This is a genomic window from Flavobacterium poyangense (genome assembly GCF_011751075.1).
Taxonomy (GTDB): Bacteria; Bacteroidota; Bacteroidia; order Flavobacteriales; family Flavobacteriaceae; genus Flavobacterium; species Flavobacterium poyangense.
In genome coordinates, this window is record NZ_JAALLN010000015.1 from 1 (window position 1) to 16,758 (window position 16,758).

Here is a 16,758-nt window from a genome sequence, read left to right on the forward strand (position 1 = left end):
GTGTCATACATTCGGGAGCCTTCAATAAAAGGATTAGCGATAAACTTTTCTGCTGTAAGTTCAGGTTTGTTCAAATACCCCCGGGTAACACCTGCTCCTGATACATACAGCTTCCCTGTAACTCCTATCGGGAGCGGTTGTAAGGCCTCATCTAAGATGTACACCTGAGTATTGGAGATCGGTTTGCCGATTGGGACAATAGACTTATCAAAATCATTTTCGACTTTATATATAGATACGCAAACAGCACATTCTGTAGGTCCGTAAGCATTGTAATAATCAATTCCTGATTTTACAATTTCTTTTGCTTTACCCGGATTAGCCGATTCGCCAGCCGTAATAATACATCTTAATTCTGAAATATCCTCCTCTGTCAATAATCCCAGATAACTTGGCGGAAAGGTTACTACAGATAATTTTGTTTCTTTTAAAAAGTTTATAAATTGATCCTTGTCTTTTATGGTTTCTTCTGTCGGAATACATAACGTAGCACCACTATACAAACTCATCAGAATCTCCGATATAGACGCATCAAAAGCAACAGAAGCAAACCATGCCACCTTATCTCTTTCGGTAATTTCAAAAGATCTGATTTGATCTAAAGACATATTTATCGCACTCCGATGTTCTACCAGTACTCCTTTTGGATGCCCAGTAGAACCTGAAGTATAAATTACATAAGCTAAATCTTTGGATGAAATCTCTTTATTGATAGTATCACTGCTACCACTATCAAAATGCATTGATTCTGCAGCAATTATATCACAATTATCAATCTCTAAAGTGGCAGTAGTAGCAATTAACAACTTTAAACCACTGTCTTTTATTAAATAGTCAATTCTCTCCTGGGGATAATTGGTATCTATTGGCAGATAAACTGCGCCTAACTTTACTACCGCCAATAACGAAATGATTCCCGTATCTGATTTAGGCAAAAACACTCCAATTATATCTCCTTTATTTACGATGTATTTTGAAGAAATATAATTCGCTAGCTGATTTACCTTTTCGCTTAATGCCAGATAGGTTAATTCTATTTCTCCAAATACAACAGCGACATTATTTGGCGTTTTTGCTACTTGCTCTTCAAATAAGGCTAGTATCGTTTTATCTTTCGGATATGCTATATCGGTATCATTAAAATCTACTACTAATTGGTGCTTTTCTTTTACAGACAGTAGAGGATATTCGGATAAATCAGATGCTATATTATGCTCTAAATTGACAATAAAATGGCTAAAATGCTGAGCTAAATATGCAACTATTGTTTTTTTTACAAAACCTTCTAAAAAAGATGCATGAATTTCAATAGTATCGTTTATCTTTATATCAAACAAAATACCATTGCAATCTAACTTAGAGTCGGAGTTGAAATTGATCCCGTAGTTAGACAAAAGACTTAAATCATTACCAATTATTTTTTCAGCAATAAGGGCATTATTAGAATCAGAATGTTTTAATGTCTCTAAAATTTCAAGTTTTACATTTTGAAGATATTCTTTAAATGACATTTTTAAATCTGTCGGAAATGACAGAAGCAAAGAATTATATTGATCGTTATAGTTTGACACCAGATAACCATCAAATTCATTGATAAATCTCTTCAATAAAAAAGAATAAATAGAATTTATAACTGTATACTGAGCTATTACGTTTTTATTGGTAATCTTATTAAAATAATGTAATTCTTTGGTATCAATAGTAATACAGGGAAGACTATTTTGTTTGTGTTGCAACCCAAGAACTTTTTCTCTATTTGATATCTTTTTATTCCAATATTTTGAAACTAAATAAATATTACTTGACTCCATGTTTCTATCCATAAATTTCACATTCGTGTTTTTAATCAGAACCGGTACTCTTTTGTAGTGTTTATTTGATAAGTATTAAGGATTTTACTAGACTAAATACTTCTATAGTATCCTTATTTTGATTCTTACCATAAATCATCTATGACGTTCAAATTGTAACATGCATAGATTATTTACTAAAGTAGCAACTACATATATAAAGAAATTACGGAGTTTTATTAAAAAAATTACGGACTTTTTCTCACAAAACTTAACGATTTAATAACTTGCTCTATTTAATTGTATTGGAAGTACTAGGAATTAATTCGAGTTGTGGGTTTTGAGTTGTGAGTTGTGAGTTGTGAGTTTTGAGTTGTGAGTTTTGAGTTGTGAGTTTTGAGTTGTGGGATCTGAAATGTGAGATGTGAGATGTGGGATGTAAGATGTGGGATGTGAGTTGTGGATGTGAGTTGTGGATGTGAGTTGTGGATGTGAGTTGTGAGATGCGAGTTGTGAGTTGTGAGTTGTGAAATGTAAGTCTAAAAAGTAGTCCGTTTTATTTACGGTAGCCAAATCCTAATCAATAGAATATTTAGAAAACAAAAGCTTATACTAATTTTTGTTAAATTGATAATTCTACTTGTATTATTATTGTATACATAAATGTTTGCCAACGATAAACAGAAATTACCATATTCAGCGCCTAGCATCTAACAACTCATAACTCAAAACTCATAACTCAAAACTCATAACTCAAAACCCATAACCCAAAACTCACAACCCACATCTCACAACTATCAATAATGTATAGCTCTTCTGCTAGATTTTCTCAAAAAGTAAATTCTTAATCTTATCAGAATTTATATAAAATCCTGTGATTTTTTGTTGCTTATCACGAACAAACCGAATGCCTCCCCAATTTCTTGCGCTACTCAGAAACAAATCTGGCTGAATCGGAGTGAAATTAATCATAGTTTGACTCTTATTATTGGTAAATAAACCTTTTTCGTTTTTAGCCAATGTATAACCTGATCCCAAAGTTTTACAATAATAGGTACCTGAAAACTCCTCTAAATCTGTTGTAGAATATGCTTTTGGAGTATAGTATTCATAGACATATTCGTCGCTTTCACCGGAAGTGTAAATCAATTTAAAGTGATCTTTTTCTTTGCGAAATTCGACCATAATTACATCGTCTCCATCAACCACCATTTGAAACTTTTTGTCTGCAATAGGTAGTAACAAACTTTCAGTTGCACTGCCCAATACCTGATAGCGTAAAGTGTCATTTTTTACAAAAACCCTGCGTCCGGACACTCTCTCATTATCCCAATAAAAGCCATTGTAAACTTCTAATTGTTGGGGTGTCATTTTTATGGTTTTAAGCTTACTAAAGTCAATAGTTGGAGGTTGCGGAAATGCATTTCCAAGGACTTCAACAGCCATATTCATAGCAAGAATACCATTATATCTGTTATTATTTGCAAGCACAAACGAAGTAACTTTTTGATTAGGGAATATGAAAATGTTACTTGCATAACCGCCTTCTAAACCATATGCCCAGATTTTTGGAACACCGCGTTCAGCATGTAAGTACTGTTGTCCATACAAAAGCCTTCCCGAGGTCGGGGTAAAAGTAGTTTTACCATCATTTAAAGTAACCGGAGAAGTTAATTTTTCTATCAATTTTTTACTGCCAACTTTGGGTTTCTCAAAATTGAGATACCAGCGGCTCAAATCAGCCGCCGAAGTATAAAGATTGGTAGTCCCGACGATGGAATAATTGATAAGATTATTCTTCAATCCGTTTTTGGATACCTGATACGAAACAGCTGCATTGGGGATGATCATTTCATTATCATCACAAAACAAGGTATTGGTCATGCCTAAAGGTTGAAAAATATTTTTCTGAGAAAATTCAGCAAGTGTTTGACCTGTAACTTTTTTAACAACTTCAGCTAATAAAATAAGCCCTGATGACGTCTGCGAAAACTTTGTTCCCGGTTCATAATCCAATACTTTTTGACGAAAAATTAAATCCAAAGCGTCTTTTTGTGTAAAAACATCTTTTTCCTGCCAACCTGCAATTTCTTTTAAAGCCAAAAAATCATGCAAACCACTCGATTGACTTAGCAAATGTTTTATGGTGATTTTAGACCCAAAATCTTGAAGTTGCGGAATGTATTTGCGCACATCATCAGATAAAGACAATTTTCCCTGTTCTTCCAGCAACAAAATAGTGAAAGCTGTAAATTGTTTACTCATTGCCCCTATTTGAAATTTGGTATCGGTATTTACGGGAATTTCGTGGGCTATATCTGCACTTCCAAAACCTTTTGTATACACAATTTGCCCGTCTTTCAGAAGAGCTCCTGCTACACCCGGTTTTGCCTTAACATTATCCCACTCAGAGAATACTTTATCCAAATTTCTAATGACTTCCGGTTGTGCAACAGCTTTGTTTTTTTCTATAAGAGTGATGATTTCTGAAGCCATTTTTGAAGCAGCACTTGGGTCTTGTCCCGTCACAAACCGACCGTCTACTACATAAAAACCCTCTCCTAATTTATCAGAATGTACAAAGTTGCCTTCATTCTTTTTTATAGCATCATCAATGGCAAAAGGAAATGTTTTGTAATATTCCTCTTGTCTGTCTTCAAATTTATCAGCAAAACCGGTTATTTTCTTGCCTTTGTAAAGGGATTTCCCCGACTCGTCTTTCAAATATGCTAAACCTGCCGTACCATGACAAATAGCCGAAACCACTCCGTTTTTCACAAAAATTTGTTTCGCAAGGTTTTGAATGCTTGTGTTTTCTGCTACACCAAACATAGCTGCTCCCCCGCCGCCATAAAAAATCGCACTATAATTTTCAGGAATAATTTCGTTAGGTTTCTTCGTAGTTTTGAGTTTACTCATGAAAAAATTATTATACAGAAACTTTTTATGAATACTGTCTGAAGCATTGATATAGCCAATTGGAACAGCTCCACCATTTGGACTTACAAAATCTACCGTAAATCCTGATTTTGTAAATACGTCGTAGGGCACAACAATCTCTCCAAAGTGATTAGAAGTTCTAATCTGTGAAGTTCCATAGTAGTCCTGGTTAGAAACTACAAATAGTATTTTGTCTTGCGAAAAAACAAAGGAAGAGAATAAACAAAAACAAATGTTTATTAAAAGCGATAACCTGAACTTTGATTTGTACATATCTGCGTTTTTTTAATTTTTTAGAATTTTTCTATAAACATGTCGCTTCCAGGAAGCTTAATAAATTTTACTTCTCCTTTAACTTTTTAATTTAAAGTAAAAAAGAGGAAGCAAGTACCAATAGCACTAATTCCCTCTCTTTTATTTCTTGGTTCTGCTACTAAGTTATACTTTAAAATAAAAGCCCCCAGTATTGAAAATATATATTTATAAGAACAAATGAAAACAAGATCGTACTGATTACACTTCTATTAGCAATGGTCTTAATATTGAATACAAAATAAACCACTGAAAGTATCGTAAGTACAAAAAAGATCCATTGAACCGTAAATAAATAAGCAAACTTAGCGGGTAACCCAAAAGCAAGTATGTAAAAATTGATATTTACGGTGCTGTATAAGGCCATAACTAACCCGACAATTGCAAACAAACTCAATAAAGAAGTTATTATAATTAAATACTTTATCAATTTATTTTTGGTGTCATCTTTCCGGTTTCTGATTAATACATAACAAAAATTCAAAATTGAAATTAGCAGGATAACAATCGCAATAAAGAGCGGAGCAAAAAACAACAGGTTTAACTGCCCTACACTATTGGCAAAATTTGATATTCCACCGTTAATATTTACATCTGTAACAAAATGAACTTTGTTATCGGCCTCTAATTTTTTTGTATCCGGTCTTTGCTTCGGATTCTTTACAAAATGCGCTATTATTTCGAATCCAAATTCTGAAAAACTGGAGCCGTGTCCCAAAATAGGCCCTTCTACCAAAAATGCATTTTTAAATCTATCCTTTGTGATTTCTCCGTTTTCAACCGGAACAATTGGATCAAATTTACCCGAAAGTACTAGTACCGGTATGTTTAATGTAGACAACTTCGATAAATCATTTGGGGTCGTTGACGTTCTTTTAAGTCCTAAATTCCATTTGTCACATACCAAAAAGTCAGACTTATAAAACGACAGCCCGCCTTGTAGCTTTTTGTACTGAAGCGCGTCTTTATTAAATGCCCCGATCGAATTATAAGGTAAAGATTCCTCACAGGCCGTGCAATAAAACACCCCATAATCTAAGCTTAAAGCTCCTGAAAAAGCAGCAACAAGTGATGCCAAAGTCGCCTTGTTTTCCTTACTAAATTCTGTGATTAACAACGGAATAATCTCTATCAGATTCTGGCGGTATAAAGATTGCTGAATACACACTTTAAAATCTTCCGGGTTATACGTAAACGATCCGCTGGGCACTACTTTTTTATCTACCTTAACCGTAATAGGTTTTTTATTCAATTTTTCTATTGTTTCGTAATAGATTTTTTCTAAATCCGGGTATTGTTTGTTGCAATTAGGATCTTCCTTACAGGCGTCAAAAACTTTCTGCAGGCTACTCATATAATTTGAAGTATTCTTATTGTAATAGTCTTTAGCAATATCCGGAATAGTAGAATCCAATACCAGTGTTTTTACATCATTGGGAAAATCATTGGCATAAACCTGAACGGTGTAAGTCCCGTAGGATACGCCGTAAACGTTCCAGTTGTCATATTTTAATACTGTTTTTAAAGCATTCAGATCTTTGGCAATCGATTTACTGTTGTAAGCGTTTAGGTCAATATCCCTATTGACTAAATCTTGTTTACAAGCCATTGCAGCCATGACTTTTTGCTGCTCGTCTTGCGTGCTGTTTTGATTTTTTGCGAGAATTTCAAGGAATTTTTTCCCCAGATCCGGACAGAACTTAGGAAAAGAAAAACCAATTCCTCTTAAATCTACCAGAACAATATCGCTTTTCTCTCTTAACGGATGTTGCAACCAAGTCCATATTGAAGCAATTTCGCCGGCACCCGGCCCTCCTTCTATAAAAAGAACCGGATTTGCGTCACCGGTCTTTGCCTTTCTCTTTAAAACAGCAACGGCTAATTTGATTTTTTTTCCTTCAGGTTTATCCCAGTTTTCAGGAACGGTTAGATATCCCCATTCAATATTATCGTTATTGATAATTTCTTCATCAGGAAAAAAGGTGGCCGTTTTCTCAAATTTATAAGGAGTTGATTGAGAAAATAAACATGTTGGGAACAGACAGAGCAATAAAAGAAACCTTATTAGATTGTTTAGTTGGTTTTTCATTATAGTATTGGTTTTATGTTATTTAATAATTAATATTTCGGTACTATTTAACTCAAGTAGCTAGTTGTGAAATGTATACTGTAAAATGTATAATGTGAGATGTGAGATGTAAAATGTGAGAAGTAATGAGTTTGTTTAATTGATTACTATCTTACATTGTACGAACATATAAATCACTGAAATACAGCAACAATCTAACGCTTTGCTTAAAGACAAGAAAATCCGTTAATTAAAGCATTTGTCCTTTCAAAACTATCATATCACACTTTACAATTTACAGTATACATCTTACAGTATACATCTTACAGTATACATCTTACAGTATACATCTTACATTTCACAGTATAACATTTTACATTTTTTTAGAAATTAAACTCAAAGTCTAATGCTGTATTTTTTTCAATATCCAGTTTAGCATCAATTAAGTCTATTTTCGTTAGTGGGTTATTTAATATTTCATTTAAAATCATACTGTACTTTAATGCTATGGTTTGCATCGTGTTTTTGTCAAACAAATCACAATTATAATCTATAACACCTTTTAGCCTATTGTCACTTTCGGCTAAATTAAGCACGATCGGCATTCTGCTGTATTTGTTATCAATAGGATAAGAAATTAATTTAAACCCGTTAGATGCATCGATATCTACAAAAGAAAATTCCGGATTCTGATATACTAACATTATATCAAAAACTGAGGGAGGAAGCTTATAAAATGGGACATCCTGATTCTCGTTTACTTCCAATAAATTGTTTTGTGTATTTTTAAGCATGGTAGCAACCGTTTGCTCCGGCTCTATTTTGGTTCTCAAAACAAGTGTTTTGGCAAACATTCCGATTTGATTGTTTAACTCAGTGCTATTTCTTCCGGAGTTTACAGTTCCTATACAAATATCATTATGATTGGAAAATTTATAAATCAGAATATTTAAAGCTGTCACCAGAATGGTATAAAAAGTAGTTTGTTCTGCAAGGGCTAATGCTTTTAACGCCAAAGTAGTGTCAACTGTTAATTCAAAAAAACAGTTACTTCCGTTTTGCTGGTTGCTTTCCATACCAAAATCCTTTTCAAAAGAATCTTTGGGTTGATAATTTTGAAGATAATTTTCCCAAAACAATTCACTTTTAACGGCATTTTCTTTTGATGTTCTGTTAAACCATTCGGAGTAATCTTTAAATTGAAATTCTAACGCATTTTCTTTAGATACGTCAAGAGAGTTACTGTCATTATAGTTTTCAATAAATTCTTTGATGAAAATTTCCAACGACATACCATCCATTATAATATGATGCGTAGAAAAAAGTAATAGAAACTGATCTGCTTCTAACTGAAGAAGTTGTACTCTGATTAATAAATCAGTTTCTAAATCAAATGGTGTGTTAATTAATTGGTTTATGGTATCGGTAACTTCTTCGTTTGTTGTTTTAGCAACTGTTACTTCAAACCTAACGTTTTCAAATGAATTAATTTTTTGAAATGGAACCCCGTTCATTTCAATAAAATTTGTTCTTAAGATTTCGTGTTTATTAATTATTTTATTGATTGATTTTACAATAGTAGCAACATTTACGAAACTGTCTACCTTGTAAGCTGCTGACATGTTGTAAGCAATTGACCCCTTTATTTGTTGAGAGGCAAACCAAATATTGTATTGAGAAGGGGTTACATTGTAAAAACTTTTAACCTCAGCGACAGACATAACAGCAGATTGGTTCGGTTTAAGTTCTTGCAGATAATTGGCTAATAACTCAATTGTTGGATAGTCGAAAACCGTTTTCAAACTAATTGAAAATAAAAGCTCTTTGTTGATTAATCCAATTAATTTTACTGCGTTCAATGAATGTCCGCCGAGCGAAAAGAAATTTTCGGTTATACTTATGGGTGCTTTTGTATTTAATACCTCGTTCCAATATTCGGAAAGTTTCTTCTCTAAATCAGAAGTCGGAGCTTTAAAATCATCTTCATCCCTACTTTGTTGAATGTCTCTTTGCGACAACGATTTTCTGTCTACTTTCTGGTTGGGCGTCAATGGGAATTTTTCTAATGGAATGATCACATTCGGAATCATATAGTACGGCAGGTTCTTCTTCAATAGCGTAGTGATTTCTTTTTCATTGCTTTCTTTCTCACTCTTTAGAATAAAGGCTACCAAAAAAGCTTCTTGTTGTGCACTTTTTTTAGCAATTACAACAGAGTCCTGAATGCCTTCGATTTGATTTAATTGTGTCTCTATGTCCCCAAGTTCAATTCTATATCCCCTAATTTTGACTTGATTGTCATTTCTTCCTAAAAATTCTATTTCACCCTCATCATTCCATTTCCCTACATCACCGGTTTCGTATAATAAACTTGTCGCATCAAATGGATTTGTAATAAACTTTTCTTTGGTTAATGTTTCATTATTATAATACCCTTTTGCCAATCCCTCGCCAGCTATATAGATTGCCCCTGTCGTACCTATTGGTTTTGGACTTAGGTATTGGTCTAAAATGTAAAATTGGGTGTTATGTATCGGTTTCCCAATATTTGACGCTTCTTTTGGATGCTGTATTTTTTTTATGCTGGACCAAATAGTAGTTTCAGTTGGTCCGTACATATTCCAAACTTCACTGCAATGATACAGCAGTTTTTCTGCCAATGATTCACTTAACAAATCACCTCCACACAATACTTTTAATGTTTTGTTTCCCTGCCAATTCGCATTAAATAACATTTGATAAAAGCTTGGTGTTCCCTGAATTATTGTAGGTTGTACTTCTTCTAATTTTTCGATAATTAATTGAGGATCTGATAAAACTTCCTGACTTGCTATATATGTCGTAGCACCTGAGATCAGGGGTGTAAAAAACTCTAAAATTGAAATATCAAAAGAATAAGTAGTTACAGAAAACAATACATCATTTAAAGATACTCCCGGTTTTTCCCGCATGCTAATTAAAAAATTAAGCAACGATTTATGCCCAATTTCAACACCTTTGGGGTTTCCTGTTGAACCTGATGTGTAAATAACATAAGCTGTATCTGTCGGAGCAACTTTTATTCCCGGATCCTGATCTCCTTTGAACAGATCCAACTGGTCAAAAATATTTTCCAACGAAAGTATGGTCACACCACTAGTTGTATCCAGAGAATAGTCTTTTTCTGTTATTAGTACTTTACTTTGACTGTTTTCAATAATATAGTTTAATCGTTCTTCCGGGAATGTCGGATCCAGGGGAATATAGGATCTCCCCGATTTTAATATGCCTAATAGCACAACCACCATATTGGCCGATCGTCCTAACAGCACAGCAATAGGAGATTTATCTTTTTTGCCAAAATGAGTTAGCAAATATTCGGCTATTTGATTCGATAATTGATCAAGTTCATTATAAGAGTACGATCTTGAATCGTCTTTTAAAGCTTCTCTTACAGGGAATTTTTCAACTTGTTCTTCAAATAAATTTAGTATTGTTTTTTCTTTTTGATAATCAAACTTTGTGTCATTAAATGCAACCTGAACCTGGTGTTTTTCTTCTTCTGTTAGATAGCTGAACTCTTTTAACTTTTTACCCGGATGCAATAGAATGCCTTTAAGAAGGTTTTCAAAATGATGAACTACTTGTGTAATTCGTACCTCATTAAAATAGTCCAGATTGTAATCAAAGTCAATTTTGACATCTTCCAACTCATCAAATTCCCGAATATAAATGGCCAAAGCCACGCGCTCTGATTGATGGGTTAATGGTATTACGCGGGTCTCTGTATCTTTAAAATGATTGGAATAATTTTGCTTTTCATACGAAAGCGTGATATTAAATATTCTGTCTTTTTCTTTAAAAATTTGGAGTTCCTGAATTAATTTGCCTAAAGGAAATCTTTGATGACGATAATCGGCTCTCAATTGATTCTTTATCTTGATGATTAATTCTTCAAAAGTCATATCGTAATCTAACTGAATCCTTAAAGGAGAAACTCCCATAAAAAGACCTACCGTTTTTTTATAAACAGACTTGCTCCTGTTTAAAACCGGTAAACCTATTGCAAAATCATCATTTTGATGTTTCCTGCCAAAATAGAGATATAAAACAGCCAAAATTAAGTGGAACGAAGAGCATTTATATTCCGTTTCCAATTGAGTCAATTGATTGTACAACTCTCTTTTAATAATTAATTCTTTGCGGGAGCTTTTATGCGTCAGTGATGCGTGATCTGATGCCGTTTCTTTTTCCAGAAGAGATTCCGGCATCGATTTAAACGTCTCTAACCAATAGTTTTTATCTTCTGCAAAAGACTCTGAATCCTGATACTTCTCATCGTCTTCCATAAAGTCTTTATAACTAAATGGATAAACCGTGTTAACCGCACCAAATTCATAAATTTCGTTATAATTCTGAACTAACCTCTGAAACATCAATGAGGTCCCCCAACCATCGGTTATAATATGATGATACACGGAAAACAAATAATGAAAACTTTCATTCACTTTTACTAAAGTAAAAACATGCAAAAGGTTTTCATCAAATAAATCAAAGGGCTTTATAAATTCCTGCTGCATATAGGCTGTAGCTTTTTCTATTGGGTTCTCATCCTCAGAAAAATCTACAAATCCCAATTCAGACTGATGCTCGTCTACTACTTTAATGGCAATATCATCTTGATTTTTCACAAGAATACTTCTATAAGAATCATGCTGATCAATAAGCGCCAGGTATGCTTTTTTGAATACTTCGGCATCTATAATTCCTTTGATTTCGATTTTGGCTCCAATATTATATATGGGCTCACCAGGGAATAATAACTGTTCGAAATAAACATCTTGTTGAGGAAGAGTAAGTTTCATTGTAAAAGTTGTGTTTTAAATAATATCTGTTACAAAAATTATGGCTTCTTAAATCTAAACTTTAGCAATTCAACCTTTAGTTCACATTTTCGTTATGCCATAAACTTCCGGCGTGTAAGATTTCGCCATCTACTTTAAAATCCGCTACAATTTCGCCATAATCAAATTTTAGAATTCTGTCGGCATGTTTAAAATAAGTATCATCATGCGTTACAGCAATGATCGTTTTACCCTCTTGTTTTAATTTTGGGAGTAAGTTTTCATAAAAATACTTTCTGAAATGAGGATCCTGATCGGCAGCCCATTCGTCTAATACCAATATTGGTTTGTCTTCCAAAAGAGCAAAGATCAATGACATTCTTTTACTTTGTCCTTTAGAAAAAGGTCGTCTTGCTGAATCTTCCGCGTCATCTAAAATCACTTTATCCAATTCCATTATTTTCAGCAATTCCTGATACTCTTTATTGTTCTCTAATGCATAATCATCATAGTTACTAGAATAAATATGGTTGTCTGTAAAAACGGCCGAAATTAGGTTTTGTGTAGGTGTACTTTGTTTATTTGTATTCTGTTCGTTTAATACTACTTCACCCTCCGAAGGCTGATACATACCGGTCAAAATGTTGATAAAAGTACTTTTACCGCTACCGTTTCCTCCGATAATGAATATGGTTTCTCCTTTTTCTATAGAAAGATTTATTGGGCCTAAAGCAAATGTTTTCTCCTCTGTATCATTTTCATAAGCAAAACTGATATTATTAAAAGCTAATGAGTTGAAGGTTTCCGGCTTTGCACTTTGAATTTCAGACGTCACTTCTACCGTGTCAAAATCCTCTGAAAAGGCGTTGATTCTGTTATTGGCCACCAATAATCTTGTATACATGTTCTGCATATTAATCAGGTTGTTTATCGGCCCTGAAAGAAATAAGAGAATCACCACATAAGAAATCACATCTTCTCTTGGCAGCAGTCCGATTACAGGTAATAAAAACAGTATCACTCCGATTACCAGATATAGTCCGTATTGACTTATCAGATTGATGGATAAAAAGACATAGTTTACTTTAAAATCCAAAACTTTTGCCTCTTCTCTGTTAGGAGACAAATGTCGGTTCATTAAATTTTCCCTCCTTAGTCCGCTTAATTTAAAGCCTTTAAATCCTTTGATTACATCATCTACATATTCGTAATAAAACTCATTAAATTTTCTAAGGGCCTCTACTTTCTGAGACATCGTATTAATGACCAGAAAATAGGTAATGGCAATTAAAACGATGAGTGCAATAACGGTCAGTGCCGATGAAACCGATAAGGTAAACAGGTAGATCATACAAAGCAACAGCATCAACAAAGAATTGACTGTGTGGGTTACAATCTGCGGAAAAATCGAAAACATTCTCAAATCCTCGATTACGGTATAAAATCGTTGTGATCCCAATTTTTCGAGCGTAAGCAATGGGGTTTTTAATATCTTGTCGAATATTTTTTTCTCATTCTCATATAATATTTCAAAAGAGTGTTTGTTGATTTTCTTCTGAAAAATAATGTTCAACTGATAGGTGTAAATTACTACTGCTCCAAATACGATTCCCATATAATCTGTTAAGAACTCTTCTTTACCGGAAATTACATTGTTCATAATATATATGATTCCGAAGCTAAGAATGGTATTTGGAATAGCGTAGAGCAAAAGGTACATAACCTCTGAAAATTTTAGCTTAAGCATAGTTGTTTTAGTGAGTTAGTTGTTTTTTAAATTCGTTTGCAAAAATATTTGCCAGTTCGGTCGCATGATTATGGATAAAAAAATGATTCCCCTTTACTATTTTATGCGTAAAACTTTTATACGTAAAATCTTTCCACGTGGCTATTAAATCAGCATTTTCTTCATCGGATCCCATTAATGCGTATATGGGTGTTTTCAGTTTCAGCTGTTTTTCAGAAAAAGAATCTTTCTCAAGGCATTCAAAATCAGCTCTGACTATAGGAGCGAAATAATTAAACAATTCTTCGTTCTCAATGACTTCAGAAGTGACACCTCCAAGATCTAAAAGCTCTTCTTTAAACCTAGAATCGTCAAGTTCATGATAGAGAAAATCTTTTTTACTACTAACACCGGGTCCCGGGTGACCGGAAACAATAAGTGATTCCGGGCTGTCTCCGTTAGCTTCTAATTTTGCTGCTACAGAAAATCCTAAAATTGCTCCCATACTATGACCATAAATCAAATAGGGTTCTCCGTTTCTTAAAGCGCTGATTTGATTGTAATAATCTTCTATAGCCAGACTTTTATTTTTGATTAATTTCTCCCGATGTCTTTTTCCTCTTCCGGGTAATTCCAGAGAAATAAAGTCGATATTTGTTATTTCTTTTTTTAGAAATTCAAATGAATATCGGTTTCCCCCTGCGTAATGAAGCAAAAACAACTGATATTTAGTTTGCGTATTCATCTTACTGTTCTTTTTAACTCTCTATTGTACCCTTTTTTCAAAATCTGACATTCTATTTGCTTTGAGCGCGGCTGTAAATTTTATCTACAATGAACCATTGGTCTTTTATTTTCAGCAAATTGAAATAATCTGTAATTAACATTGTCGGCGTATTGATTTGACATTTTGCCGCTGCCGTATTTCCTGTAATGTCGATACTAATAATTTTGCCTCCTGTGTTTTCCTGCTTAGGATGTAACTCAAATCTTCCTAAATATGTTTTTCTGTCTATTACCTGAATCTGATCGTCTGTGACATTTTTTAATCTGCAGGTCGCGTGTATTACTTTTCCCAACTTAAGAGTGTCCCCTGTCTGCCAGCCATCAAAATAGGTTTCGATCGTTTTTTCGATAAGCGTTTTCTCCTGACTTTGTGCAGTGCTACTGAAAAAAATTGCGATAAGCACTACTAAAAATGTTCCTTTTGTTTTCATAATAAAGTGGTTTTGATGTGTTACTAAATAGTTTACTCTTTATACAGGATTTTATCTGTAATCGTCGTTTACATTTTCTGCCGTCCTGGCGTTATAATACAATTTGCTGTTTCCGAATTTGTAGGTAGCCGAAATCTTAAAAGACCTTGGTTCCCAGTAATTTCTGAACTTTTGGTTAATATTGTCCACGGTAGATTCCGCATACTCATTGAGAGATCGCAGCGCATCGGTTACATTAAAATTAATTGTTAAGTTTTGTTTGGGTAAAGCCACCTGCATCCCTAAATCCATAGCATAACGCTCCTGAAAAAGAAATTCACCCTCATTGGTTTTGGACTTGTACCAGAAATTTAAATTCGCTGTCAGTGTTTTGGCTTTGTTCAGTGTCAACTGATTGTTTAACATCCCGTACCATCCCCAGATGTAATTATTGTTAATTGCAGGAATCTGCGATTCATTCGCTTTATAAAAACCCTGTAATTGTGCACTTGTTTCAATAAACTTCAGAACCGTCACACTGGCATTTGCCGTAAGCTGATAAGTCTGCAAATCAAAATAATTCGCTAATCTGTGACGTATTACATGATCTGTGTTAAAAGTAGCCAGTCCGCCTATATTGTCTTTTACTTTTGAATACGAAAAACCAATGTTATACTTTGATTTGAAGGTATACACCAAGCTCAGATTATCCCACAGAGAGGGTTTCATAAACGGGTCACCTCTATAATTTTCATACTCATTATACACTCCGATAGCAGGATTCAGAAATCTGAAAGAGGGTCTGCTAATACTTTTATCATAAGAAAAGTTTATATTATTTCCTTCATCAAAGCTGTACTTCGCACTTACAGAAGGCAGAAAATTAAAATAGTTATGGTCTATGTCTTTTTTCGCTATATCCGAAACGTTTCCGTTTATTACGGTATTCTCAAATTTAAGAACGGTCTGAAATTCCCATTTACCAAGCGTTTTTTTGAAATCCGTAAAAACAGATTGTCTGTTTTCTTTATAACGCGTCACCGGCGAAAATTGAGGATATCTTATAACATCTAAAAACTTTCTGGAAAAATTGGCATCAAAATTCAGGTCAGCCAGCACTACCTTACCCCCGATCGCAAAATCAAACCATTTTACAGGCGCATTAAACAGTGCATTTAAAGCATACACATCAAAATCAAAATCGCCATCTGTAAATACGGAATAAGGATAATCAGGCACTGCAACACCGTTAAAGGTATAATTCTGTCCATAGGTATGCTGATCGTAAGAGCCGGCTTTATGCAACCAATCTCCTTCGACCGTAAAATATTTGTTAGGACTCTCAAAATCGTGTCTTAACAGTACATTCACCGTATTCCGGTTACTATCGGAGTCCATCCTTCTGTCGCCTGTATAATTTCCTGCAAAGGCATTAGCATTAGTATACATATTAATCCCGTCATAAGATGTTAGTACCCCACTGCTTATATCATTTCCGGTGTAGACATTAATTTTTGTTTTGTCTGAAATCTGGTATTGCACATCGATAAAGGTCGTCAAGCCATTAGACTTTGCCCTGCTTCTTTTTTTACCGATAAAAGTAATATCGGGATAAAATGTCTCCCGATCATTCTCCCAAAAACTATTCTCGTATCCATGCGCGATACTTGAATTGATTTTCCACTTTTTAAACTCGTATACGATGTTGATGTCGTTGTTAAAACTGGCATATCTATTCTGCTTATAACTCGTATTTAACGTTACACTGTATGGGGATTCAGCCTGACTTTTTACCGAATCCGTCTGTTGAACTGCCGCCGTTGACTGATCTGCAACCTGTACTTGCGAAAAACTTACAAACGGTACCAGCATTAAATAAAAAAGGATATTCTTCATTGTTTTT

8 protein-coding genes are annotated in these 16,758 nt (G+C 34.1%); all 8 read right to left on the reverse strand.

Annotated elements, in window-relative coordinates; translation table 11 throughout:
* The coding region (locus G3A47_RS18140; RefSeq protein WP_166924894.1) for a non-ribosomal peptide synthetase at nucleotides 1–1,823 on the reverse strand (1,823 nt) is incomplete at its 3' end.
* Nucleotides 1,824–2,609: 786 nt separating this feature from the next.
* A complete protein-coding gene (locus G3A47_RS18145; protein ID WP_166924896.1) occupies nucleotides 2,610–5,003 on the reverse strand; it encodes a serine hydrolase in 2,394 nt (797 codons plus the stop codon).
* Between the two features lie 172 nt (nucleotides 5,004–5,175).
* A complete protein-coding gene (locus G3A47_RS18150) occupies nucleotides 5,176–7,131 on the reverse strand; it encodes an alpha/beta fold hydrolase (RefSeq protein WP_166924898.1) in 1,956 nt (651 codons plus the stop codon).
* A 362-nt stretch (nucleotides 7,132–7,493) separates the two neighbouring features.
* Nucleotides 7,494–11,954, reverse strand: coding sequence for a non-ribosomal peptide synthetase (locus tag G3A47_RS18155; protein WP_166924900.1), 4,461 nt, complete (start codon nucleotides 11,952–11,954; stop codon nucleotides 7,494–7,496).
* 76 nt (nucleotides 11,955–12,030) lie between these two features.
* Nucleotides 12,031–13,680, reverse strand: a complete 1,650-nt coding sequence (locus tag G3A47_RS18160; protein WP_166924902.1) for a cyclic peptide export ABC transporter — start codon at nucleotides 13,678–13,680, stop codon at nucleotides 12,031–12,033.
* Between the two features lie 7 nt (nucleotides 13,681–13,687).
* Nucleotides 13,688–14,404 (reverse strand): thioesterase II family protein, encoded by a 717-nt coding sequence (locus tag G3A47_RS18165; RefSeq protein ID WP_166924904.1) that lies wholly within the window; start codon nucleotides 14,402–14,404, stop codon nucleotides 13,688–13,690.
* A 52-nt stretch (nucleotides 14,405–14,456) separates the two neighbouring features.
* Nucleotides 14,457–14,876 carry a nuclear transport factor 2 family protein gene (locus tag G3A47_RS18170; protein ID WP_166924906.1) on the reverse strand — a complete coding sequence of 140 codons (420 nt, stop codon included), beginning with the start codon at nucleotides 14,874–14,876 and terminating at the stop codon, nucleotides 14,457–14,459.
* Between the two features lie 51 nt (nucleotides 14,877–14,927).
* A complete protein-coding gene (locus tag G3A47_RS18175; protein ID WP_166924908.1) occupies nucleotides 14,928–16,751 on the reverse strand; it encodes an outer membrane beta-barrel family protein in 1,824 nt (607 codons plus the stop codon).
* Nucleotides 16,752–16,758: the final 7 nt, after the last annotated feature.

Excerpts from the sequence above, each read along its gene's own strand:
- G3A47_RS18145 (WP_166924896.1), bottom strand. The coding sequence starts at position 5,003 with ATGTACAAATCAAAGTTCAGGTTATCGCTTTTAATAAACATTTGTTTT.
- G3A47_RS18150 (WP_166924898.1), bottom strand. The coding sequence starts at position 7,131 with ATGAAAAACCAACTAAACAATCTAATAAGGTTTCTTTTATTGCTCTGT.
- G3A47_RS18155 (WP_166924900.1), bottom strand. The coding sequence starts at position 11,954 with ATGAAACTTACTCTTCCTCAACAAGATGTTTATTTCGAACAGTTATTA.
- G3A47_RS18160 (WP_166924902.1), bottom strand. The coding sequence starts at position 13,680 with ATGCTTAAGCTAAAATTTTCAGAGGTTATGTACCTTTTGCTCTACGCT.
- G3A47_RS18165 (WP_166924904.1), bottom strand. The coding sequence starts at position 14,404 with ATGAATACGCAAACTAAATATCAGTTGTTTTTGCTTCATTACGCAGGG.
- G3A47_RS18170 (WP_166924906.1), bottom strand. The coding sequence starts at position 14,876 with ATGAAAACAAAAGGAACATTTTTAGTAGTGCTTATCGCAATTTTTTTC.
- G3A47_RS18175 (WP_166924908.1), bottom strand. The coding sequence starts at position 16,751 with ATGAAGAATATCCTTTTTTATTTAATGCTGGTACCGTTTGTAAGTTTT.